The following is a 24,645-nucleotide window of genomic DNA, read 5'->3' on the forward strand; positions in this document are numbered from 1 at the left end:
TTTCGTTTCTTATACAAGATTTGAATAAATAATTGGATTGAAGGAACGTTGATGTATGCTCCATATTCCATTGGGTTCACCTCTCAATGTTGCTTTATGAGTTTCATTTATATAAATTAGAGCAGTAGTTATTTCGCAGGTTTTTGCCTCTTCTTTTTCTATATATTTAACAGTAGCTATAATTGTAGTAGTTGCCGGGGCTGTATCGTTGATAGAAATTATTAGAAAACTAATTGGCTTGATATGTCCAAATTCTTGCCTCACTTGTCCAGCTTTTTTATTGATTGGTATATCTAAATAATCAGTAATTAAAGTTGCCATCTTTCCGTAGTTGCTGTTCGCCCAGTAAAGCATAAACTTGGCAAAAGTTCTCTCTGGCATATACTTCTCATAGTCATCAGGACAACCCGTAGATGGTACATCTATTCCTATAGTTAGTTGTCTCTTTTTCCAATTATTAAGATTTCTCTTAAGGTTTTGTATATCTAAATAATCTTGAAAAGCTTGGATTATAGTTTGCTTTTGTTCAACAGGGGGAGGATTTTTATTTCCTTTGCTAATCGCTATTGCCCAATCTTTTATCACAAACAGAGCAGCCCAGCATTTTGCTGCAACAATTTTATTAGCATAGCCTAAATCTCTACCATGTAAAATACCATTCCTATATGGAATCGTAATTTTTTCACTAATAGTTGTTGTTCTATTTACACTAAATAGCTTGGATAATTCTTGTAACCCACTACTATGTGCTGCTATTGAATCCCATGCTGTGAGGTCTGTTCCTTCCGCAAAAAAACCTGTCTGCTCAATGTCATTTACCAAACCATCGATAAGCATTAATAAAATCGGTACACATGCATAATATCTTTCTGCAAGATAATCTTCCTTTGCTAATTTTGCAAATTCCTCTCTATTCCGAAACTCCTTTACTCCCAACATTGTCATGAGTAGCCATTGAAGAGTTTGTTCGTTATAATAATCTGTAAGTAAATTTTCTGCTTCTTCAAATTTACTCTTATCTACTAATTCAATAGCTTTTTGCATTAAATCTACATTTAATGATTCATAGGCTACCCAGCCAAATTTGGAAAAGTATTCATTAAACTTATCAGGGATGTAAAGAATTTTTAATTGTTCTTGAACCTCAGGTAAGTTACTAAACGCCTCTGATAAACTTGCATTTTTAATCCCAATAAATTCCAGAAAAGACACAATTTGAAAGACAGACTTCATCCCTGAAAATGTCTCTAGCAATTTTTTATAAGAAGGATTATCAATAATCTTTATATTATCTGATGGCATAAGCTATTTCTTGCTTGTTTAGCTACGTCTTTAACACTACTCAGTGATTTAGCCACATTCATGTACAGGCTAAACTCGTTCTAATGTAACACAGTGTAAAATAGCATTTCGACTATTAAGAGAGATTCTTTAGCTCACGGTAGTACACATAATTCAATGCTTGACTTTATCATCCATATATTTTATATCAGACTTTTTCCCCGACTTTTCCAACTGCATCACATAAAACTGCCGACTTAAGCCGACTGACAAAACAAAGTGCGATCGCTTAGTTTTGTACGGTGTGTTATGCCGCTATCTTACGCACCCTACCAGATTGAAGCTTATTCCCTCACATCACAAACTAACCTTTTAAATAAAGACAGAGAAATAATAGTTGTGTTTAACAAAGTTTGTGCTTCATTAAAATCAGCATCACCCGTAATAAAAAAATCTGCTTCTGCTGCAATAGCACAAGCTAAGAACTTTGCATCTTTCCTATCTCTGGGGAAATCAACCTCCACATCCACATCAATTAGTGTTGTTACTGAATCAATTAAATAAATCCATCTTTGGTATTGTGCCTCAGTTAACTTTAAACGAGGACGCTTTAAAACTTCCTTATACTCTGCAATAATCTCTACCGATACAACCCACTCAAAAGCAGAATTAGCAATCACAAATAAAATTACTGCCTCTGGATTTTTATCAGCTATAGAAGCAGAAACTACGATATTAGTATCAATAATAACTTTCATTCTCCCTGTCTATAAGCTTCAATTTCTGCTGCTATTTCTTCATCAGTCAAGGGATTATCTGCGTGTATCCCTTGTATTTCTTTGAATAATTTTTTTAATTCTTCTGCTAAAGTAACCCTTTGATTCTCGTCTGTCAAAATAATCACCTCGACTCTCTGTCCTGCTTTAAATGGTAAATCAGATAATACTAACTGCTTTGGATCTTCAATAGTAATATATGTTTTATAAGCGTTCATGATTTATCCTGTAACTCAACTTTTATCTACCCTTGTTCTAACAATTTCGCTATATTCTCTGCAATTCTCTCTTCTAACTTTGTAAAGTCGTCTTGGAAGGGCGAGGTTTGAAACCCAAATTTTCTATAACCAACTTTTTCCCCGACTTTTGCAACCCTATCACATAAAACTGCCGACTTCAGCCGACTGACAAACGATAGTGCCATCGCTTAGGCTATTGGGCATAGAGATAAAAATTTAAGTATAAAAATATGCTTAACAACCTCAGCCCAATCACAGAAGACTTAGCAGGAAAAAGCTATCCTAGTCCTCATTACTTGCAAACACAGCGCCGCATTCGTTCACTTATAGACAAATATATTGCAGTCGAAAAACTACATGGCCGTCTGCAAGATTTACCGATACAGTTTGCCAATCCCCAACCGCGTCCCTGGAAACCCATTGATTGGCAAACAATTAACCGCAATCAAATTATCGGCTTAGACGCAGAGGTATTTTTATCTATATTGATCGGTGCGATGGATACAGAAGCTCCCATTCGCAGCTATACCCAAACTAGTCGGCAGTATTTGGAAAAATTGCATCCTCAAATGGCTCGGTTTGTTGGTGGAACAGTCGGTAAAGATGGCGAACTGCTGGAACTTGGTTTATGGGAAAAGGAAGAACGTCAGCACACACCTGCATTAATCAAAATCTACACCCAATTAACAGGCGAGAAAATCACCCCAAAACTTCGTACTGTTAGAAGCTATCTCCCCACAGATGACGCCAAAGAAGACTTATATCGCCACGGCTTACACCGCATTGCCACAGAATACGGTGCTACCTGTCTTTATATTTGGTTGATGGCTCACACTACTGGCGCACTCCAGGATGTTCTAGAAGAACTAGCACAGGATGAAATCAATCATACGACCAAATTCTGGGGATTTGGAGTCTGGGCTTTCCCTGATACTGGGTTGATGCGAATTGGACGCACGCTAATCAAAACGCGATCGCCAAACTATCAGCGTAACAACCTCATGCGTACTCTCCGCCGGATGATGGCCACCCTCAACTGGAATGCTTGGTCATTAACCAACAAAATAACTCTCCTCTTCACCTTTACTTACACAATGCATCGCTTGTGGAGTTGGAACAATAGCCTCACACCAGACTATCTGCAAAATTTATTTGAAACTAATTAGTCAAAACAAAGGACAAATGACAAATGACAAATGACAAATCAAAATTACCCACCGATTTAAACCCCCAAAAAATCCCCCAACATATCGCCGTCATCATGGATGGTAACGGACGATGGGCAACCAGTCGAGGATTACCGCGCATCGCTGGACATCGCCAAGGAGCAAGAACACTCAAAGAACTATTGCGTTGCTGCAAAGATTGGGGAATTAAAGCGTTGACAGCCTACGCTTTCTCAACAGAAAATTGGCAGCGTCCCGTTGAAGAAGTGGATTTTCTGATGCATTTGTTTGAGCGATTACTACGCCGCGAGTTGGCTCAGATGCATCAAGAAGGAGTACGCATCTCCTTTATTGGAGATTTATCAGCTTTACCCAAGTCTCTACAGACAGAAATGGAACGTTCAATGATAGAGACGTTGAACAATCAAGCAATCCACTTTACTGTTGCAGTCAATTACGGTAGCCGCAACGAAATTACCAGAGTTTGCCGTCAAGTAGCTCAACTCGTGGAACAAGGAGAACTCAGCGCCCAAGAAGTGAATGAAAGTTTTATAGAACAACACCTCTACACAGCAAATACTCCAGAACCCGATTTGCTGATTCGTACTAGCGGTGAGATGCGATTGAGTAATTTCCTCTTGTGGCAAATGGCGTATACAGAGATGTATTTTACCGATATTCTTTGGCCAGATTTTAATCGAGAAGCATTTCATCAAGCTTTGTTGAGTTACCAAAATCGCGATCGCCGTTTTGGTCAAGTCAAAGCTTCATTATCAGCTTAGTGTACCAAACACCAAACATCGCGTGAAGAAGGCAGGAGGCAGAGGGCAATATTCCTTCTGCCTTCTGCCTTTCTTGATAAAGTAAAAGCACCCACACTACCAGGATGGTATATGAGCGCTCACAAATAAAACATTATCGAGGATAATCTATCTGCTATGACAGACCGAAGTAACTATAAGAATAGCAGGCACTGGGTAAATAAACTGCAAGGGTAGTTACAAATGTTTTGTTAAAAATATTACTTACCGTCAACATGATGCTTGATTTAGGTAAAATCCAATCGATTGCGAAATCCTATTCTCCTCAAGAACTCTTCGCTGCTTTGGTTTGGCAGCGTCGGTTCAATGAGTTTGATGGCGAAGAAGTGATTACTGACCTTTCCAACCACAGAAATTTATGGTCAAGCTTTCTGTTCACCAAACCAATCTTTGCACCAGATGAAAACGGTTTAAGCTTTGGTGGTATGGTCGATACCCTACTTGCAATGGCAAACTATCGTCCCATGCCTGAAACCAGCATCATCCATTTCATTGCCTATCCTGCCGATACACTATACATCCTTGCAGAGAACCAAGACACAAAAGTGTCAGAGCTTTTAGATTTGGGCAAAAAATGGCGAGCTGATTCAGTAGAGGTAAGTGATGGCACAAATGAAGATTATGGTTTGCGCCTGAAGCGCCGACTGAGAACTAGATTGGAAGGAGCGCTATGGGGTGAAGATGTTCAGCAGGATTGTGATGCGGTGGTTGTTGCCTATTGGTGGGATTGAATTCTTGAAGTATCTCAATTAGAGAAATCGTGGACTACAATATGCTGTTTTCTTCCCGATCTTACCTTACACCCAAATTGAGCAGCGATCGCAGTCTCTTAATTTTTTTTGAGTAAATTATTCTTTGTTAGGTATTGAGCCGAGGATTTCAGCTCAATACCTTTATTCATTATCACAAAATCAGACTTATGTGAATTATTATTTTGTCAATATAGCAATTCTATTTTATATTTGAACAGAGAAAATTTGGAAGGCTTATGAATCAAGCATTTTACGTAATGCATTGTTCAAAAACAATTCAGGATGGCTATCGTAATCATAAAAACTATCAATATGATGTCTTGTTAATTCTTTCCCAAAATAGTATTTACTATAATTTAATACTTGCGATATAAGCTGATGTTTTGGTAAGTTAATTCAGAAAAAATCCTGATATCCAAAATTTAAAGTTAACAAGACTCTCTTGCTAAATCTACTTTAAATTTACTTATCAATCCATTTTAAAATCGCAATGAATTTTTTCACTATTTTATAGGTGTTGGGAGTGATCATGGCAAAATATCTACTAGCTTCTGCTAGTGGGATGGGATTTTTATGTTTAATTGTCGGGTTATCACCTGTGCAAGCCCTTCCTAGTTTAAAAATTGCAGATAAAAACGTAGCTGTTAATCAAGATGACGGCGGCTATGAAAAGAATTATTCTCTTCAAAGCGATTTAACAAATAATATCTCTAGTAAATTGCTGATAGCTAATGAAACTCAAAAAAACTTATCCTCAGTCAATGAACAGCAAAAAATTCCAGATATAGGAGTAGATTCTGCTGTTAACTTGTGGCAGCCAATCATACCACAACCTGCAAGTTCATCTTCAACCTCATACAAACTTGCACAAGTAACATCCGTATCGCAATTGTCTGATGTACAGCCGACTGATTGGGCTTTTCAGGCACTCCAATCTTTAGTCGAGCGCTATGGTTGTATCGCAGGTTATCCCAATCAAACCTATCGCGGTAATCGGGCGATGACTCGCTATGAATTTGCTGCTGGCTTAAATGCTTGTTTAGACCGAATCAATGAACTGATTGCGACTGCAACTGGTGATTTGGTCAATAAAGGAGATTTAGCCACGTTGCAGAAGCTACAAGAACAATTTGCGGCGGAATTGGCAACATTGCGGGGTCGAGTAGATGCTGTAGAAGCTCGCACAGCAGAACTAGAAGCAAATCGGTTTTCTACTACGACCAAACTCAATGGTGAGGCAATTATTGCTGGTGTTGGTGCTAGCGGCGGCGCTCCTAATAACAGCGACTCGAACATCATCCTAGTCAATAGAGTGCGGTTAAATCTCACCACTAGCTTTACTGGTAAAGATTCATTAATTACTGGATTGCAAGCCTATAACTTTTTGGGTGGAGCCGATGGACAGGGTAGCCTGCAACAAAGTTTAGGATTAGCTTCACCGCTTTTAAGTGCAAGTAGCGCTCGTACCAGTTTTGAGCCGCAATTTCCGGGGTTAAATGTCAATACTTTGTCGAGTGTTGGCGCAAACAGTGTTCAGCTTTACAAATTGCTGTATATCTTTCCCGTCGCTAATAAATTAACCTTGTTTGCGGGAACTGCGGCAGAGACATCAGATGCTTTCCCAGCAATTACGCCTTTTTATGGTGAAGGACAAGAGTCAATTTCTCGTTTTGGCAACTTGAATCCTGTGCTAAGGGTTTCTGGTGGGACTTCGGGTACTGGTTTAGCATCGGCGGCGGGATTTATTTTTAACATTTCGCCAAATTTGGATTTAAGAGCTTTATACGGCAGTGTAAATGCCAATTTACCCGAAAAATCTGCTAATGAAGCAGTACCAGGAGTTTCTACTACACCTTTGGGAGCAGGTTTATTTAGTGGTAGTAGTATTATTGCCACACAGTTAACCTTCAAGCCAAGTGCTGCTCTGGATATTGGTTTAAACTATGCCCACAGTTATCACGAAATCAATATTTTGGCTACAGGATTAGTTAGTAGTGATATCGGTGCTTTATCAGGGGTTGCAGTTGGAACACCGCTTACACTAAACTCTGTTGGCGGTACAGTAACATGGCGATTGTCTCCCAAAATAGCATTATCTGGCTACGGTGCAGCAATATTTGTTGATGCTTCTTCCAATAGCGTGGATGCTTCCACTACCTTTACAAGTTGGATGGCGGGAATTCACTTCAGAGATTTATTCAAGTCAGGAAACACTGCCGGAATTCTTTTTGGTCAGCCGCTTTACCGTAGTGATAGTGGTGGTTCTGCTCAACTTACACCCACAGGTGACAATCGGGCGACTCCTTACCATTTAGAAGCCTATTACCGCCTTCAAGTTAGCGATAATATCAGCATTACCCCTGGTGCATTTGTTCTCTTTAACCCAGAAGGTAACAGCAACAATGAGACTACGACTGTAGGTGTACTTCGGACTACTTTTACATTTTAAGAGATTGGGAGTAGGCAGTCAAAATCCCCCAAAAAATTGGGGGATTTAGGGATTGGATGACAAAGTTCACAGTAGACCTCTTGCATAAATCAACAATAAAGAACCCTACACCGCATTTGAGTAAAGCAAACGCTTCTCTCCCCGATGCTTTGGCTATCCATTAGTCACATCTTTAAAAGGAGTGTCGAGGATAAAATAATGACTAATAAATACGTATAAATTCGGTGGATGTTTATCGAATAATATTGTTTGGTTTTTGACAAAAATAAAATATAGTCGCATTGCCCAAAATCTGTTGTGCAAAACTAGTGTGATGTCTACGTTGGTGACTGAGCTTACCGAATTGCCGAAGTGCGGGCTACATTAAAAATAAACTGTGTAGGTGTAGCTCATCGTAGATATCGCCCTACAGATAACCTAATTATTTCTTTTATTTGATTTAGCAGTTTGATTTGAAAGGTGGTGCTTTTCTATAACCCGTTCAATCTGGCAAGTCACCGCATCTATTCTATTTTTAACCTTATCAAAATCAATATTCACCCAAATATAGGCTTTGTCAGGTCTTTGCTGCTTTAGTTTCATATATGGTTTTACTTGTCAATATATTTTGTTATATCTATACAATATAGTTTTCTCAATTTATAAACTACTTTCTCTAGACATATAAGTAAATATGCTTAACATTTACTTAAGGTTTTATCGCAATCCGATTTTATTATTAAACTTATTTGTGTGGTACTCAAAGTACAGCGCAAGCGCCAGAAGCAGGGAGTAGGGAATCAGCCTTAGTTATACAGAGTTTTTTCACGCAATCAAATAGGAGTCTTATAGCTCCTAGAAGTTCAACCAAACAGTGATTTGATTAATATAGGCGCACATTATTATCTATCTATTGAAAGAGACGCGATATTTCGCGCCTCTAAGAACTAAAATCAAAATTCTAAGGTTAGCTTAAATCTTTGTTTGTAGATATTGCACCAACTGCGGTGCTTGCATCACTCCTTCTATCCGCTCCACAGGCTTACCCTGCTTAAACAGTACTAAGGTTGGGAGAGAAGCAATTTTATACTCAGTAGCTAAATCTGTGTATTTTTCTGTGTCGATTTTGACAATCCGTAAGCGATCCTTAAGTTGGGCATTGACTTGCTCTAAAATTGGCACCATCATTTGACAGGGACCACACCAGTCAGCGTAAAAATCTACTAATACAGGTACATCAGAAGCAGACAGCATATCTTCAAAGCTGTTAAATTGCTTTTTCGTTGCCATGTGACACACACCGATTTTCAATTGTTTGTTTCAATAGTAGTTCTTAGAAAATAAAATCGGTATAGGTTCATGGGTTTTTGTTGGTAAAAGATTAGATTAGTTAATATAGGATGATTTACCAGCCAAAAATATTAAATAATTATAATAAAAGACATATATTCTTTAAGGTTGTGCATCTGGATCAAATATGTATTTAAACCTATCCTGACCAGCCAAATAATTATAAAGGCTTTCACAAGAGTGATGTCTACGAAAGGTATAGATGCAACACTTTCTAGTCTATCCAGTCAGGCGAATATATTACTTAAAGTTATCGATCCATTCACAGAGAAATAACTATAGATATTTAATTGTAGTAAAACGTTAATTCGTGTTAATTGAGTTATATAGTAATCCTATTTAATTTGTGAAAATTGCAACCCGCAGATCCCCGACAACTTTTATGAAGTCGGGGGTCTAGTTTCTGCGCGTTTGATTCAGATAGCTCTATCTAGCTAAATACGACGTATAACTTGATCTATTAGCTATCTAATTTGCAGCATGACAGCAAGATTGTCACCCCGCAAGAGTTAGATATTATCCAGACAATATTCAGATGTTCCCGAAATCACCATAAGATAATTAGCGCGGTATTTCTAAGATTGAGGAACATTAAATGACACTATTACAAGATAAAGTCGCAATTGTCACAGGTGCATCACGAGGAATTGGCCGCGCGATCGCAATTGAATTAGCCTCACAAGGAGCGATCGCAGTTGTCAATTATGCCAGTTCGAGTGCAGCTGCTGAGGCAGTTGTTACAGAAATTACAGATGCGGGAGGTCAGGCGATCGCTATCCAAGCAGACGTATCTAAAAGTGATCAAGTAGACGCACTAATTAACGCTGTCATCGAAAAGTTCAGCCGTGTGGATATCTTAGTCAATAACGCAGGTATTACTCGTGACACACTGCTTTTGCGTTTGAAGCCAGAAGATTGGCAAGCTGTGATAGACCTTAATCTAACTGGTGTTTTCTTATGTACACGTGCCGTCAGTAAAATCATGCTGAAGCAGCGATCGGGGCGAATCATCAACATTACCTCTGTTGCTGGACAAATCGGCAACCCAGGTCAATCAAACTATAGCGCCGCCAAAGCAGGTGTAATCGGCTTCACCAAAAGCGTTGCCAAAGAACTAGCTACTCGCGGCATCACCGTTAACGCCGTCGCCCCTGGATTCATCACTACCGACATGACCAGCAATCTCAACAACCCCGAAGATATTCTCAAATACATCCCACTCGGTCGCTTTGGTCAGCCCGAAGAAGTAGCTGGGATGGTGCGCTTCCTCGCCGCCGATCCCGCCGCCGCCTACGTCACTGGACAGGTTTTTAACGTCGATGGCGGTATGGTAATGGCGTAAGTAGAGACGCGATGAATCGTGTCTACAGCAATTTTCATAGGGTGTGTTACGCCGAAAGCGTAACGCACCGATTTTATTTCAGTAGTTCACTCTCGTAAATCAAGTTTTGAAGTTCTAAATCGAGTTTTGAAGTTCTAATAAATCGAGTTTTGAAGTTCTAAATCGAGTTTTCAACTTCTAAACTAACTTCACGGCTCGTAAATCTCTTATAGCCTCTCAGTAAGGTATTCCAAATAAATTTTGTACAACTTATTTTTACATGATGCCTTAGCGCACCGATAGCGAGTCTACGAGCGTCTGTGAACTTCTCAAGACAGACATCGCTTTCATGCACAGAATAAACCATAGTAGGGCTAGCACTGCAATGCCCACCCTACAAGCAACTAAGGCTGTTGGCGTATCCTTTGCCAGACAGTAAAGCCCAAAAGCAGGATAATACTAGTGGCGGTTGTCAGCATCACAGCCAAACTCATACCTTGTATTCTCATCGCCAGCAAGTTGAAAACTAAGGTAATTGACCAAAGGGTAAACGCAGCATTGCGCTGGGAGAGTCCCCAAGCAAGTAAGCGGTGGTGCAGATGGTCTTTGCCAGGAGTACTAAGAGGGTTATTTCCTGCTAGTAGCCGCCGTACAAATACTTGAGTAGTATCTACCACCGGTAACAACAGAAATAAAACCGTAGGAATTAGCGCATAAACTGTGTTTTGTTGCAGTTTGCCTAAAATACTAGTTGCTGCCAGGACATAGCCAAAAAAGTATGCTCCGGCATCACCCATAATAATTCGTGATGGATGGAAATTATGGCGCAAAAATCCCAGCGCAGCACCTCCCAATGCTGCAAGTACTAAGATTGCCGCGGCACGATTATTAAATTGAGCTGCAACGCCCAACAAACTCATGGCGGTAATAAAGCTAATTCCTCCTGCCAAGCCATCCATACCATCCATCAAGTTGATGGCGTTGGTAATCCCTACTACCCATAGTACTGTTAGTAACATGGACAGAAGCGAGTCAATGGGAGTGCCAAACAGGACTTTGACGCTGATCCCATTAGCTACGAGCAACAGCGCCGTGACAATTTGTGCCCACAATCGCACAGAGGGCGGTAAGCCGAACTGATCGTCGATAAAGCCCACAAGAACTAATATCGAACCTCCCAACAGAATAGTCAGTACCTGAGCCAATACGTTTTGAAGTTCGATCGGTCGTAAAAGGCTAGCTAATACCAGCGCGGCAATCACACCCGCGTAGATAGCCAGCCCCCCAGCATTGGGTAAAGGTTCTCGGTTGAGTCGTCGTGCATTGGGTTGGTCAGCCCAACCTACCCGCAAGGCGAATTTGCGTACTGTCGGAATTAAACGCCAAGTTACAAGCCAAGCCAAGAGGAACGTAAATACTACTGCCAACCAGCCGGTGCCGCTAGGGTCGGCAATACCAAGGGACTTAAGGGAGTTGTCTAGATTCATCTCCCAATTCAAGCATTACTGCCAGTATCTAATATGAGCATCACCTGTATATTAATCAATTTTTTTTATTTCCATTTGTAACTTGAGCCGCTTGAGAGATTAGCACTCTGGCGCTGTGAGTGCTAAATTGTCTAATGGAAGCGCTGGAGAAATAAAACATGGCGAAAATTATTGCATTTGACGAGGAATCGCGGCGATCTTTAGAAAGGGGTGTTAACGCCCTTGCCGATGCCGTAAAAATCACTTTGGGGCCCAAAGGTCGTAATGTCCTTTTAGAGAAAAAATTTGGCGCACCTCAAATTGTCAACGATGGTATCACTGTTGCCAAGGAAATTGAATTAGAAGATCCTTTGGAAAATACTGGTGCAAGACTCATCCAGGAAGTGGCCTCAAAAACTAAAGATGTCGCTGGGGATGGTACAACCACCGCCACAGTTTTAGCACAAGCCTTGATTCGAGAAGGTTTGAAGAACGTCGCGGCAGGTAGTAACCCTGTTAGCTTGAGACGCGGGATCGACAAAACTATTGAGGCCCTGGTGCAAGAAATTGCCAGGATAGCCAAGCCGATAGAAGGAAGTGCGATCGCTCAAGTTGCCACTGTCTCTGCTGGTAACGATGAAGAAGTTGGCCAAATGTTAGCTCAAGCAATGGAAAAAGTCACCAAAGATGGTGTAATTACCGTTGAAGAATCCAAATCCCTAACCACCGAACTAGAAGTAGTTGAGGGGATGCAGATTGACAGGGGCTATATTTCTCCCTACTTCGTCACCAACAACGAGCGGCAAATTGTCGAATTTGAAAACGCCCGAATCTTAGTGACAGATAAAAAAATCAGCAGCATCCAAGATTTAGTGCCGATTTTAGAAAAAGTTGCCCGTTCTGGTCAGCCTTTGCTAATTATCGCTGAAGATGTCGAAGGTGATGCTTTGGCAACTCTGGTGGTGAACAAAGCGCGCGGTGTACTAGCCGTGGCTGGGATTAAAGCGCCTGGGTTTGGCGATCGCCGCAAAGCTTTGTTAGAAGATATTGCCATTCTCACCGATGGACAGTTGATTTCTGAAGAAATCGGCTTAAGCTTGGATACCGCTTCTCTAGAAGCGCTGGGAACTGCCCGCAAAATCACCATTGACAAAGAAACCACCACAATTGTCGCTGGCAGTGTCACTAAGCCAGAGGTACAAAAGCGGATCGGTCAAATTCGCAGACAGTTGGAAGAAACTGATTCTGATTACGATAAAGAAAAACTCCAAGAACGCATCGCCAAGCTTGCTGGCGGCGTGGCAGTGATTAAAGTGGGTGCGGCAACCGAAACCGAACTCAAAGACCGCAAACTGCGGATTGAAGACGCGCTGAATGCTACTAAAGCTGCTGTGGAAGAAGGTATTGTTCCTGGTGGTGGGACAACCTTAATTCGCTTAGCTAAGGCCGTAGAAGCGATTAAAAAGACCTTACAAAATGACGAAGAAAGAATTGGGGCTGATATTGTTGAACGAGCGCTAGAAGCCCCCTTGCGCCAAATAGCAGACAACGCTGGTGCTGAAGGTTCTGTAATCGTCTCGAAAGTCCGGGATAGCGACTTCAACATTGGCTACAACGCCGCTACTGGCGAATTTGAAGACTTGATTGCTGCTGGTATTATCGACCCTGCCAAAGTCGTGCGTTCAGCTTTGCAAAACGCTGGTTCCATTGCTGGTTTGGTCTTAACCACCGAAGCGATCGTTGTTGAAAAGCCAGAGAAGAAATCTGCTGCTCCTGCCCCTGATATGGGCGGCATGGGCGGCATGGGTGGCATGGGTGGCATGGGCGGTATGGGCGGCATGGGCGGCATGGGTATGTTCTAACTTCTGCTGACCCAGATAAATATTTTTTAAACAGTTTGTCTTGCTAAGGCAAACTGTTTTTTTGTAACATTGCTGATTCAGAGGCAATATGTTATACCAATTCGTAATTCGTCAGATTAAACCTGGGTGACGATCGAATTAGCAACCTAAATAATTGCCTAATTTAGAAATTACCGACTTTATATTAATATTTATAAAATAACGTGTAAGTTATCCTTATGTCCTTGGTTATTTATTAATGACAAATGACCAATGACCAATGACCAATGACAAATTACTATTAGGTAATATTGCATGGCACGAAAAGTACGTCGCCTTCCTAAAATAGTTCCCAAGCTTTATGAAGACGAGTTCCATCACCAACCAGGGACTATACCTGGAACCATTTTTATTGATGCAGATGCTCCACTACCAGTAATTTTTTTGATTGACTATAACCAAACCAATTTCATTCGCGAACAAATAGAAACTCCAGAGGAGTGTGTCCCCTATCTGGAGGCGGAATCGATTTCTTGGATAGACGTACAAGGTTTAGGCAGTCAAGACATATTACAACGATTGGGTAAGGTTTTTAAGTTACCTCCTCTAGTTTTAGAAGATATAGTTAATGTACCAGAGCGTCCCAAAATAGAGGATTATGAAGACCAATTGCTATTCATTGCCCGGATGGTAGTAGCAAAGGAAAAAACATGTGGTTTTTACAGCGAGCAAGTGAGTTTGATATTAGGGAAAAATTATTTGCTGACAGTACAAGAAGAACCAGAACATGATTGTTTTGAAGGAGTGCGATCGCGAATTGAAAAAAATAAAGGTCTCATCCGCAAACAGGGAGCGGATTATTTAGCTTACGCTGTATTAGATGCAATTATTGATGGCTTTTTTCCAGTGCTGGAGCTTTATGGAGAGCGAATTGAAGAGTTAGAAGAGGAGGTAATAGTCAGACCTACTCCACAAACACTACAAAACATTTATCAAATTAGGCGAGAATTACTGCAACTACGTCGTGCTATCTGGCCCCAGCGAGATGCAATTAATTCCTTGATTCGAGATGATCCCGATTTGATTTGTGAAGAAGTGCGAATCTACCTGCGAGATTGTTATGACCATACAGTGCAAGTGATGGATATGGTAGAAACTTATCGAGAACTAGCGTCTGGATTAATGGATGTGTACCTTTCGGCAGTGAGTAATAAAATGAATGAAATCATGAAGGTGCTAACGATAGTTTCAACAATTTTTATTCCACTGACTTTTATTGCCGGAATATATGGTATGAATTTCAATACTGAAAAATCGCCATATAATATGCCTGAATTGAATTGGTATTGGGGCTATCCACTTTGCTGGGCATTGATGTTAGCGATCGCATTTGGTTTGCTATTCTTTTTTTGGCGACGAGGCTGGCTGCAAAATTCTGTAGAAATTAAGCGCCATTAAAAATTGTAGATTAGCGACAAGTCAAATATACATTCATTAGCACCAGGAGTTAAGATTTTTGAGTTATGAGGAGTAGCGACCAGAATTTAGTAGTTTTGACGATTTATATTATCGGTGTTTCTTATGTTTTCAACCGCATGATTGAATCCATCGACGATCAAGTTAAATTTGAGTTTAAAAAAGGAATTGTTGACGAGCAACTCAAAGAACATAATCTCGACGATAAAATTGGAATTTCCTTTAAACTCAAATCCTCATACCCAATTGACGATTTGAAAGATTTAGGAATTAGTATCGAAAATAAATCGGATAATGTCGCCCTATACGTTGACTGGGATAATAGTTCTTTAGTCGTTGAACATAGTAAGCAATCGCGCCGCGTAATTCGGAAATCACCCGACTTAACCCGCGACTTAGCAGTACCCCAAAGTCCTAGTTTGATTGCTCCCAAGAAAACACTTTCTGAAACAGTGACAGCAGAAGATGTTTTCCAGCGTGATCAAGTAGCTGGAACTTATTCAGCAAAAAAACCACTAATTGATATCAACGGACTACAAAAAGGGCAAAAAAAGTTGTACAACGACTTTTTTAACAGAAAAAAAGAGTTGGATTTTTCTCTGCAATTAGTGCTTAGGATATCTGAGGTACGTATAGGTCTAGCCCCAGGTGGCGATTTTCCTCCCATTAGTATTATCAATTGTCCTTTCACAGTCAGGAAACTACCTTGGACTTACGCTCTACCTTGGAATAAAAAAAAGTAATGCCGTGTCAACCCCTTCTGTCAACCGGGTACACTGGATTTAAGGAGAGAGTAGGCGCAGGCGGTTGCAGATCAGTCATAGTTACTGATTTGAGGAAAGTCCGGACTCCCGAAAGACCAAACTTGCTGGATAACGTCCAGTGCGAGCGATCGTGAGGATAGTGCCACAGAAAGATACCGCCAATTAGTCATTAGTCATTAGTCATTTGTGAAATAACAAAGGACAAAGGACAAAGGACAAATTTGGTAAGGGTGCAAAGGTGCGGTAAGAGCGCACCAGCAGTATCGAGAGGTGCTGGCTCGGTAAACCCCGGTTGGGAGCAAGGCGATAGGAACTACGGTTGGTCTTTTACCAGTTCCGCTGAATGAGAGCCGCTTGAGGCGTTTGGTAACAAACGTCCCAGATAGATAACTGCCCTCGTAAGAGAACAGAACCCGGCTTATGTCCTGCTCTCTCCCTTGCAATGGAGTATAAACCTTTGACGGTTTGTACTCCATTCTTTTTGTAGGATTTTGTGCGATCGCTAAATTAGCCATAAGATTAATTAATAGCCCTACAAGCTCTCCTCAATGTCCAAATAACTTGTAATTTGTAATAGCCTAAACAGTTAACTAGTAACTGATGGCTGATGTCAAACTCTTAATTGGGTGACGGCGATATTGCCGGAAAAACATACATCTACATCGCTACCAGGAGTGCGATCGCGTTTGCCATATTCTCCTACATAATAAAAATCATTGCCTTCGATTCGATAGTTCACGGGTAAAGGTTTGGTACAGGCTTGGCAAAATACCACATCAGGATCTGGTTCTCCTGGTTGCAGATGCGGCAGATTCACATTCCAGAAGCTTCCTGGTTCTAAGTGACGCTTGAGTAAATCCGCTAAAACTTCAGCTGTAAATTTGGCAGCTAGATCCCAATCAAAATTCTGTTTGGCTTTGCGATACTGGGAAATGGCAACTCCAGGAATACCGTGCATCGCGGCTTCCCGCACGGCGGCCACTGTGCCAGAAATGTAGGCATCGACTCCTAAGTTTCCCCCAGCATTGATGCCTGAAAGTACGAGTTTGACATCTGCGGGAATTTGTGTTATGGCAATTCTCACACAATCAGCGGGAGTACCTGCGATCGCATACTCAGTCTCAGAACGTCGTTGGAGGTTGATAGCACGAGTCGTAGTAACTTGATGTCCACAGCCAGACTGATGATCGGCAGGAGCAGCGATAATAGAATTTCTGCCGTTTACAGCTTTGAGCAGCGCTTGGATACCGGGGGCATCAATGCCATCGTCGTTAGTTAAAAGTATAGTCATGTCTATATGATATTGATTTAGCTCAAATATCAGAAAAATGCAGATATCAACCATCACATAGACATCTACAACAGAATTCAGAAGTAAAACAAACACACTTTATACCTGGGTAACAGACGAATCTTTGTCTACCTCACCTACTGGAAATCTGCTGTATATAAATTAAATATGCATTGTCCAGAACCCTCGTAGAGAAGTAGCAGTATAACGTCTTTACATTCTTTTTCACTCAGATATCTAATCTAATCAGTACGCCAGGAAAAGCTACTCGCAGATATGAAAAAATATGGCGTTGCTGAACCAAAATATGAATCATGCGATATGATTTTTAGATGGTTTGCAAATTCCGCCCTAAGCATTTGGGTTAATTCCCAAAATGGGCGGTATTCCTTGTGACTAGTAACGGATTTAGCGTCAGTTTAATGCTTGCAACCGCCCTCAGAACAAGTTTGTGTAATCAAAAATCCCGTACAATATACATATTTGCTGGGAATATCAGAAATTTTACACTGAAGAAAATCGGGAACGAGGTGATTTTTGCAGTGGTTCTGTAATATTTTTGGTGCAAGTCTGTCTTAGGGATCACACGATGAAACAGCTCCTCAAACAAGTTTTTAGCAGTCAAAAACACCTCATCCGACTAATTCTACCTTTGGTGACGGTTATTTTCGCAGCCTCGTTGTTTGCCACACCTGCTTTAGCCACGGGTGTGTATCAAATACCCGACCTGACAGCAGGGAATACCTGGGTTTTGGATCAAGGTGAAGTCATCAGCCGTCTGAATGAAGGCAAAATTAGCAGCGCTTTTGAGGATTTGGCAAAGCAAACAGATAAGGAAGTAAGAATTGTTACTGTTCGCCGCCTCGACTACGGTGAAACACCAGAAAGCTTTAGTAAAGAACTGTTTGAAAAATGGTTTCCGACAAAAGCAGCCCAAGCTAATCAAACTTTGTTGGTTCTTGATACTGTTACCAACGGTACGGCCATTATTACTGGGGATGGAGTCAAGCCAATGCTTACTGACTCTATTGCCGAGAGTGTAGCTACTGAAACAGTAAGTGTGCCGTTACGCAATGGTGACAAATACAATCAGGCATTTCTCGATGCAAGCGATCGCCTTGTCGCCGTTCTCTCTGGCAAAGCCGATCCAGGACCACCCCAAATAACTGACAATGTGCAGGTAGGAGGCACTTTCAAGAAAGCAGAAGAAACCAACCAGGGTAACGCTACTGCTTGGGTAGTAGGATTGTTAATTGCTGCCACCGTTATCCCAATGGCAACTTACTATATCTATCAGATAAATCAGCCTTCATCTAATGGGTAATGGCATTAGGAGTTAGGAGTTATGAATTTCTAACTCTTAACTCCTAACTTTAATCTTGAACATACTCTTGCCCTATAACTAAAGCTACCTCAGCCCGGACAAATTCTCGACCTAAATAAGCTGCATGATCTAATTGAGTTACAGGAGAGGGCTGAGTTTCTTCAAAAATTTTCACGCAAAGTTCTTTCGCCGTTCTGGCGCTAAAAACTGTTGTATGAGTTCGTTCTACCTTTTCTCGCGCCGGAATTACCTTTCCCGTTTCAGGATCGACAGCTAAACCGCGATCGTCAATCACATTTGTAAAATGCTTGGCATAAATTAACCCTGCGTCTCGATCCAAGTAAATAATGAAGTATCCACCGGGATCGAGGTCAATATGACGCTGGGAAAGTTTATCATCAATTGCGGCTAAATCTTCAACTATCAAATCCATAAGCATTATAAAAAGAAATTTTCTTTCTTGAGGGTTTTTACACTCTATATCAAGTGTAATTCCTATCTTACTTAGTCTTCTTGATATCTTTCAGATATTTTTGATTCCTTTTACTTAAAAGTAAATCAGAGGATGTGCTATTATTCGGGAAGGGATTTAAGACGGTGAATTTTGACGAATGGTAGCAGAAATATCGTCTCAATCGCCAACAGTATAATTTCACAATTTTGAAAATAAGGAAAATTTGCATCTGTTTGCCGAGTAAAGCTTAATTATTCGGCAAACTCTGTTACGAAAGTACTTCCTTTTCCTCAAGCATTTTTCTCACTAAATGGCAACTCTGCATTAATTGCCTCAATCTGCTGCTGTTCGAGTTGGTTCACTTCCTTAATATAGGGAAGTAAAATTTGTCCTAAACGATTATTATAAAAGCGATGCAAACTGTGATTGGGCATAGCGGGGAAACCGCGCCGTTTTTTGTGACGCCCACCCGCGCCAGGGTCAAAAATTTGGATGCCGTTAGCGATCGCCCACTCAATTGGTGCATAATAACAAGCATCAAAATGTAAGCAATCTATTTCTTGAAAACTCCCCCAATAGCGTCCATAGAGTTTGTCACCTTTAAATAAACAAAAAGACATTCCTAAAGGATGAGAGTTATCTTCTTCGCTATATGCGGCAACAAACAAGACTCGATGGCGATAATCGGTGTGTAGCTGCTCAAAAAACCTCCGTGTGAGATACTTACTACCCCACCAGCCAAACTTATCACAGGTGTCAGCATAGAATTGGTGCATCAAGGGAAACAAAGACTGAGGAATTTGATCGCCAGCTAGTGGTTGCAATCGTAAACCTGCTTTTTCCACAGCTTTGCGTTCCCGCTTGATATTGCGGCGCTGATTGGCGTTAAACACCTTCAAGTAGTCATCAAAAGTTTTAAAGCCAGCATTTTCCCAGATATAGCTGTGGTGCAGCCAAGTTGTAAAGCCGTGCCGTTCCAGCATCGGACGCCATTGGGGATCGACGTAGAGAAAATGACACCCAGAAATCCGATTTTTGGAGCAAAAAGTGTCAATTTCATGCACCATCAGCGCTGTGATTTCATCCTCATCTTCTCCTGGGGCGATTAAGAACCGATAACCTTCTGCTGGGGTGAATGGTGTCATTCCCAGCAATTTTGGGTAATATTGGACTCCGATGCGATCGGCTAACTCTGCCCATTGGTGATCGAAAATAAATTCACCAGAACTATGTCCTTTAAGATAGAGTGGCGCCGCCGCAATCAGCGTTTTATCTCGCCACAGTGTCAAGTGATTTGGCAACCAACCAGTTTTAGCCGTAACACTCTGGGAGGTTTCGAGATTGTTCAACCATTCCCATTCTAAAAATGGTGTTTTGAGTGGCATTGCCAAAGCATTCCAGGCATTTTGGGGTACTTCAGCGATTTTGTTCGTCCAAAAGACAGAATAGCGAGGCTTAAGTTGTTCCACCATCTTAGAGGAGTAGGGAGTAGGGAGTAGGGAGTAGGGAGTAGGGAGTGGGGGAGCAGAGGAGCAGAGGAAAATAATCAATGCCCAATGCTCCATCCTCAATACCCAATAACTTTACTTAGCGTAATCTAATCTGCTGGTCGTTGCAGGCGATAGTGCAAAAACACTTCTTGCTCAACTGTATGAACTTCTATGAGTTGTAACTTGGGAGCCAAATCAGGTAAAAATCCTTTCCCTTCTACAGGTGTGGGTGCAGTATTACCACCTAAAATCAGTGGACAGACAGTTAGCCATAATTCATCAATTAAATCTAATTCCAGCAAGGAAGCGACTAATTCACCTCCACCCAAGATTGCCAAGCGTGTTATATGTAGAGTGGCTAGATGCTTCAAAGCTGCGGAAATGTCAATTTCTCGCGTTGGTGTTTCAAAAACCAGAATATTCTCAAATTCTGGAGGGTACTCCTGTACTCCGGTTCCCAGAGTTGAGGAAAGCGTCTGTAAGCGTTCTTTCCACGAAAATGCTCCTGCTGTTGTGGTGAGTAGCCAGCGTCTAACTGGTTGCTTAAAAAAGTATATTTCCGGATTAAGGTTTGCAGAGTTTGTAATCACTATATGAACTGGTTGCCGAGGCTTCCCTGCTTGCGCCCGAAGTTGCACTAGAGTTGGATCGGTTACAGTAAGTGTTGTTCCATAAGCGTCCAGAGTACCAGCACCGAATAAAACGGCATCAGAGGCAGCAATTTGTTTTTCTAAATGCGCTTTATCAACCCTTGAGCCAAACCGAGCAGGCGATCGCTTAAAATCTGCTATCTTGCCATCTGCACTCATTGCTAAAACAACTATAGTATGAGGACGATGTTGGAACATTAAATTGATTTGATAGTTTTAATATTTACTTTAGTCGTATGTATATTCTCAAAAAAACCATACCTGCAAGCTACTGTTTTATAATTTTACCACTGTATTGATATGCAACATAAATCGCTTTTACATCTAGCATATACGAGTTTTGGTATACCACGTTTCTTTTTGAATTATAGCAATTTGTTATTTTTAAACATTGAAAATAAAATTCTGATAATTTAATAAAATGTCTCATCTAGCTGGTCTAATTGCATATCTTTGGTGTTGTAGATTGCAGGTGCAAAGTGAGACAGTCGATGAATAATCCCCGCCAATCTTCCTTTCGTCGAATTTTAGTAACGAGAATATTGCTGCTGTTTGTTCCAGTTTTACTTGTAGGCGAAATTGTTGCCTTGAATAAGGCACGTTCTAGTATATTGAGAACGGCACGGCAAAATTTAACAGAAAGCGCTATTAGTAAAGGGGAGAGAATTGATGATGCGATCGCAATCTTAAAAGCTAATTTACAGAGTGTAAGCAAAACAACGGTTATTCCGTCGGATTCACCTATACAAGAGCAAGAAATTCTCACGCAGTTAAGGCAACAACTTCCAGCCAGTATCGAGTGCATCCAATTAACAAGTCTCCTAAACCACAAGCTAATTGCTAGTAGCTGTGGGGATCGAGAAATTGGCGAATTGAGATTACCTTTGCCTAGTGAGGGAATTGATGTCAAAGCAATCTTCCTGCCAAAAGCAGGAATGACTGGGAAAAGAAACACACAAAATCAGCTGCAAGTAGTTTTATCTGCACCAGTCTTTAACAGCCGAAGAAATTCAGTTTACAGCTTAAGTATTCAGTCTGCATTGTACCAACAAACCAGAAATCCGCCGGGATCGCTCACGGGCGCTATGGTAGTCATTGCTGAAGATGGCACAATTTTGGCACACCCATTCACAGATTGGGTGGGAACTAATATCAATCAGCACCCTCATGCTTCCCAAATCAAAAGCATAATTAAAAATGCAATTACGGGAAAAAACGATTCGATAAATTTGTCTTTTACACAGGACAAAGAATTAGTAGCTGGCTATACAGCTATTGCAAGTCCACTTACTCAACAGCAGCAACAAAAATGGATAGTTTTAGCTGTTACTAGCGTCGAGAATGCGCTTTTTGGTTTAGAGGAAATTAAATTAATTCTTATCGTTTTGACAGTCGGTTTGATTGGTGCAAGTTTGTTAGCATCCCTATATTTAGCTCCTTACTTGGCACGTCCTGTAGAAGAATTGCGAGACTACGCTCTCAATATTCACTCTCACCATGCCGCACAACCAGTTCCGCACAATTTTCAAATTCGGGAATTCAATCAACTGGCCCAAGCATTAGACCAAATGGTAGAACGGCTTAAAGCTGGATCGGAAGAATTAGAAATAGCTTGGAAAGAAGCAAAAAGTGCTAACCAGATTAAAAGCCAGTTTTTGGCTACAACTTCCCATGAATTGAGAAACCCATTAAATATTATTATTAACTGTATTCGCCTCGTTGAAGAGGGCTTATGTGATGACCGGGAAGAAGAAATGGAGTTTCTCAAACGTGCCGATGAAACAACGATTCACTTGCTAGGTATTATTAATGATTTACTCGACATTTCTAAAATCGAAGCAGGTAAGCTTTCGGTAGTCTCTACACCTATTGATCTCCGACAACTATTGTTAGAGGTAATTAATTTACAATCAGTTAATGTCCAACAAAAGGGCTTGCAATTGAAATGTGAGTTAGCTCCCCAAGCGATCCCAATTAAGGCAGACGCGGGAAAACTAAAGCAAGTGCTGATTAATGTTATCGGCAACGCCACCAAGTTCACCGACACCGGAAGCATCACCATTGCTACAGAAATTCAATCTAGTAATGGTAAATCTCAGGTGGTAGTAGCTGTCAAAGATACAGGTATAGGCATCGATCCGACTCAACAGCACAAACTATTTCGCCCTTTTGTAATGGTGAATGGCACTACAACACGCCAGTTTGAAGGTACTGGACTAGGACTAGCGATTTCACGAAACTTAATCGAACTCATGGGAGGTAGCATTACTCTTGAGAGTGCGGGACTTCATCAAGGTACGACACTAAAAATTACCTTACCTTTGATTGATATCTCGCTGTTAGCTGTTCCAAATAAAGAAGCAAATGTCGGGGATGTGGGATTCTCCTCTGGGAATGAGCCAGTAAAGGCAAGCCGCTATCCCAGCCTACAGGAGTCTGTAGGAAGTTCCTCTTTGGGCATCGCCAAGTCTGTGAAAATAGAGGTAGACAAAGAAAAGTTCCCGAAGTCCCAGTTGCTATTTGGAAATGAAACTTGCGAGATTCGTCTTTCGCCCTTGCAAACTATTTTGGTAAGTCTTCCAAAAGGAGGAGTTTGTGCAAATGGGACTTTCAAGAGGTAATTTAGCTAAAAGTCCATATTCATCAGTACTCCTGAAACTTTTGCTCCTTGACGATGCGATCGCTCAAAAAAACAGGTTTACCGCCTTGCTCAAGAGATACTGTTAAAGCAGCAAGAATTTCTACTAACTCAGCGCCTACCCAGCCAGACGAGATATCTGAGGGAGTATTGTTGAGAATAGAGGCAACAAAAGAGGAGCAAACTCGCTGCAATGGTTCTCCTGGCTCTAATTCCAGCGCTATCTGGCTTTGATTCACAGGAATAAATTGATTGCCTTGCTGTTCAAACTCACTATGTAGCAGAGTTAGGGGTGATGATATTGACATTTCATCAAAAATCAAGCTGCCAAGGCTACCTACAATCCCCAGCCGTCGCTGTTTATCAGGATTTAGCCAGCACAAATGAATATAAGCTTGAAAGCCATCTGGGTATGTCAGTGTTACCCATACTAAATCAGCCAAACCTTGAGGCAGAGGAGAATTTGTATCTTTCTTGTCCTCTGCTCCCCTGCTCCCCTGCTCCCCTGCTCCCTGTAGCCACACAGTACCCGTTGCTTGTACTTGCACAGGAATTTGACCAAGCCAAGCGTTAAAGATTGCAATATCATGAATGGCTAAGTCCCAGAGCGCATCAACATCTTGCCGGACAGGCCCTAAATGGGTGCGGGTGGCGTAGCCATAGCGTAAATCACCTAATTTCCCTGCTTGTACTACAGTTTTTCCTCGCTTAACTGCTGGATGAAATAAATAAGTATGGTCAACCATTAGTATCAAATGATGCTGTTCTGCTAAATTGCAAAGTTCCCGACATTCTACTGGATTGAGAGTTAGGGGTTTTTCTACCAAAACATGGTATCCCTGTTGGAGAGCGTCTTTCATTAAAGCGTAGTGGGTGGTAGCAGGAGTCGCGATCGCCACTCCTATCAACCCTGGCACTGTCTTTAAATCCTGCCACTGGGTTGTTAATAGTACATTTTTATCTAAATTAAACTGCTGCTTGACCGCGGCTAATCGTTCTGGATGGGGGTCTACTACAGCAACTACCTTTACTTGGGGATGTGCTAAGAAATTCCGCAGCAGATGCACTCCCCAACGCCCAACTCCGATGACAGCAATATTAATTTTATTTGTCATTT

At 41.2% G+C, this 24,645-nt stretch carries 21 protein-coding genes and 1 other RNA gene; 11 read left to right on the forward strand and 11 right to left on the reverse strand.

The window, feature by feature from the left end:
* Positions 1-9: 9 nt before the first annotated feature.
* The 3 genes from NLP_RS19400 to NLP_RS19410 all read right to left on the reverse strand — a co-directional run bounded on the left by NLP_RS19400 (position 10) and on the right by NLP_RS19410 (position 2,275).
* Complete coding sequence (locus NLP_RS19400; RefSeq protein ID WP_104907817.1) at positions 10-1,302, reverse strand: hypothetical protein; 1,293 nt, start codon at positions 1,300-1,302, stop codon at positions 10-12.
* Between the two features lie 323 nt (positions 1,303-1,625).
* Positions 1,626-2,039: a putative toxin-antitoxin system toxin component, PIN family gene (locus tag NLP_RS19405; RefSeq protein ID WP_104907818.1), complete on the reverse strand. Its 414-nt coding sequence runs from the start codon at positions 2,037-2,039 to the stop codon at positions 1,626-1,628.
* Positions 2,036-2,275, reverse strand: a complete 240-nt coding sequence (locus tag NLP_RS19410) for a hypothetical protein (RefSeq protein ID WP_104907819.1) — start codon at positions 2,273-2,275, stop codon at positions 2,036-2,038. The genes NLP_RS19405 and NLP_RS19410 overlap by 4 nt, the downstream gene beginning before the upstream one ends.
* A gap of 251 nt (positions 2,276-2,526) precedes the next feature.
* Between NLP_RS19410 and NLP_RS19420 the strand changes: the two genes are divergently transcribed.
* From NLP_RS19420 to NLP_RS19435, 4 genes are all read left to right on the forward strand, one after another.
* Positions 2,527-3,462 (forward strand): hypothetical protein, encoded by a 936-nt coding sequence (locus tag NLP_RS19420; protein ID WP_104907821.1) that lies wholly within the window; start codon positions 2,527-2,529, stop codon positions 3,460-3,462.
* Positions 3,463-3,485: 23 nt separating this feature from the next.
* Positions 3,486-4,244, forward strand: coding sequence for an isoprenyl transferase (locus tag NLP_RS19425; RefSeq protein ID WP_104907822.1), 759 nt, complete (start codon positions 3,486-3,488; stop codon positions 4,242-4,244).
* A gap of 227 nt (positions 4,245-4,471) precedes the next feature.
* Positions 4,472-5,014, forward strand: a complete 543-nt coding sequence (locus NLP_RS19430; protein ID WP_234016987.1) for a hypothetical protein — start codon at positions 4,472-4,474, stop codon at positions 5,012-5,014.
* A gap of 550 nt (positions 5,015-5,564) precedes the next feature.
* Positions 5,565-7,484 carry an iron uptake porin gene (locus tag NLP_RS19435; protein WP_104907824.1) on the forward strand — a complete coding sequence of 640 codons (1,920 nt, stop codon included), beginning with the start codon at positions 5,565-5,567 and terminating at the stop codon, positions 7,482-7,484.
* Between the two features lie 417 nt (positions 7,485-7,901).
* On the opposite strand, the gene NLP_RS33350 is transcribed toward NLP_RS19435, so the two are convergent.
* Together NLP_RS33350 and trxA are read right to left on the reverse strand one after the other, a co-directional pair.
* Positions 7,902-8,066, reverse strand: a complete 165-nt coding sequence (locus NLP_RS33350) for a hypothetical protein (protein ID WP_158680467.1) — start codon at positions 8,064-8,066, stop codon at positions 7,902-7,904.
* 369 nt (positions 8,067-8,435) lie between these two features.
* Positions 8,436-8,753 carry a thioredoxin gene (gene trxA, locus NLP_RS19440; protein ID WP_104907825.1) on the reverse strand — a complete coding sequence of 106 codons (318 nt, stop codon included), beginning with the start codon at positions 8,751-8,753 and terminating at the stop codon, positions 8,436-8,438.
* Positions 8,754-9,408: 655 nt separating this feature from the next.
* Here trxA and fabG point away from each other — a divergent pair.
* Positions 9,409-10,155, forward strand: coding sequence for a 3-oxoacyl-[acyl-carrier-protein] reductase (fabG, locus tag NLP_RS19445; protein ID WP_104907826.1), 747 nt, complete (start codon positions 9,409-9,411; stop codon positions 10,153-10,155).
* A 383-nt stretch (positions 10,156-10,538) separates the two neighbouring features.
* On the opposite strand, the gene NLP_RS19450 is transcribed toward fabG, so the two are convergent.
* A complete protein-coding gene (locus NLP_RS19450; protein ID WP_104907827.1) occupies positions 10,539-11,621 on the reverse strand; it encodes an MraY family glycosyltransferase in 1,083 nt (360 codons plus the stop codon).
* Positions 11,622-11,779: 158 nt separating this feature from the next.
* Between NLP_RS19450 and groL the strand changes: the two genes are divergently transcribed.
* From groL to rnpB, 4 genes are all read left to right on the forward strand, one after another.
* Positions 11,780-13,462 (forward strand): chaperonin GroEL, encoded by a 1,683-nt coding sequence (gene groL / locus NLP_RS19455; protein ID WP_104907828.1) that lies wholly within the window; start codon positions 11,780-11,782, stop codon positions 13,460-13,462.
* A gap of 294 nt (positions 13,463-13,756) precedes the next feature.
* Positions 13,757-14,899, forward strand: a complete 1,143-nt coding sequence (gene corA, locus NLP_RS19460) for a magnesium/cobalt transporter CorA (protein WP_104907829.1) — start codon at positions 13,757-13,759, stop codon at positions 14,897-14,899.
* Positions 14,900-14,964: 65 nt separating this feature from the next.
* On the forward strand, positions 14,965-15,660 hold the full coding sequence (locus tag NLP_RS19465; RefSeq protein WP_104907830.1) for a hypothetical protein: 696 nt from the start codon (positions 14,965-14,967) through the stop codon (positions 15,658-15,660).
* 47 nt (positions 15,661-15,707) lie between these two features.
* Positions 15,708-16,117: RNase P RNA component class A (rnpB, locus tag NLP_RS19470), an RNA gene on the forward strand.
* Between the two features lie 174 nt (positions 16,118-16,291).
* Here the strand turns inward: rnpB and surE are convergent.
* Positions 16,292-16,972: a 5'/3'-nucleotidase SurE gene (surE, locus tag NLP_RS19475; RefSeq protein WP_104907831.1), complete on the reverse strand. Its 681-nt coding sequence runs from the start codon at positions 16,970-16,972 to the stop codon at positions 16,292-16,294.
* Between the two features lie 589 nt (positions 16,973-17,561).
* Here surE and psb32 point away from each other — a divergent pair.
* On the forward strand, positions 17,562-18,296 hold the full coding sequence (psb32, locus tag NLP_RS19480) for a photosystem II repair protein Psb32 (protein ID WP_104907832.1): 735 nt from the start codon (positions 17,562-17,564) through the stop codon (positions 18,294-18,296).
* Positions 18,297-18,345: 49 nt separating this feature from the next.
* On the opposite strand, the gene NLP_RS19485 is transcribed toward psb32, so the two are convergent.
* The 3 genes from NLP_RS19485 to NLP_RS19495 all read right to left on the reverse strand — a co-directional run bounded on the left by NLP_RS19485 (position 18,346) and on the right by NLP_RS19495 (position 21,088).
* Positions 18,346-18,729, reverse strand: coding sequence for a DUF4346 domain-containing protein (locus NLP_RS19485; protein WP_104907833.1), 384 nt, complete (start codon positions 18,727-18,729; stop codon positions 18,346-18,348).
* Between the two features lie 311 nt (positions 18,730-19,040).
* On the reverse strand, positions 19,041-20,222 hold the full coding sequence (locus NLP_RS19490; RefSeq protein WP_104907834.1) for a GNAT family N-acetyltransferase: 1,182 nt from the start codon (positions 20,220-20,222) through the stop codon (positions 19,041-19,043).
* 125 nt (positions 20,223-20,347) lie between these two features.
* Positions 20,348-21,088 carry a RibD family protein gene (locus tag NLP_RS19495; protein ID WP_104907835.1) on the reverse strand — a complete coding sequence of 247 codons (741 nt, stop codon included), beginning with the start codon at positions 21,086-21,088 and terminating at the stop codon, positions 20,348-20,350.
* A gap of 293 nt (positions 21,089-21,381) precedes the next feature.
* Between NLP_RS19495 and NLP_RS19500 the strand changes: the two genes are divergently transcribed.
* Positions 21,382-23,511 (forward strand): sensor histidine kinase, encoded by a 2,130-nt coding sequence (locus NLP_RS19500; protein WP_104907836.1) that lies wholly within the window; start codon positions 21,382-21,384, stop codon positions 23,509-23,511.
* Positions 23,512-23,533: 22 nt separating this feature from the next.
* Here the strand turns inward: NLP_RS19500 and NLP_RS19505 are convergent, their stop codons facing one another.
* Positions 23,534-24,643 carry a Gfo/Idh/MocA family protein gene (locus NLP_RS19505; protein WP_199784652.1) on the reverse strand — a complete coding sequence of 370 codons (1,110 nt, stop codon included), beginning with the start codon at positions 24,641-24,643 and terminating at the stop codon, positions 23,534-23,536.
* Positions 24,644-24,645 lie beyond the last annotated feature (2 nt).

Source organism: Nostoc sp. 'Lobaria pulmonaria (5183) cyanobiont', assembly GCF_002949795.1.
Lineage (GTDB): Bacteria > Cyanobacteriota > Cyanobacteriia > Cyanobacteriales > Nostocaceae > Nostoc.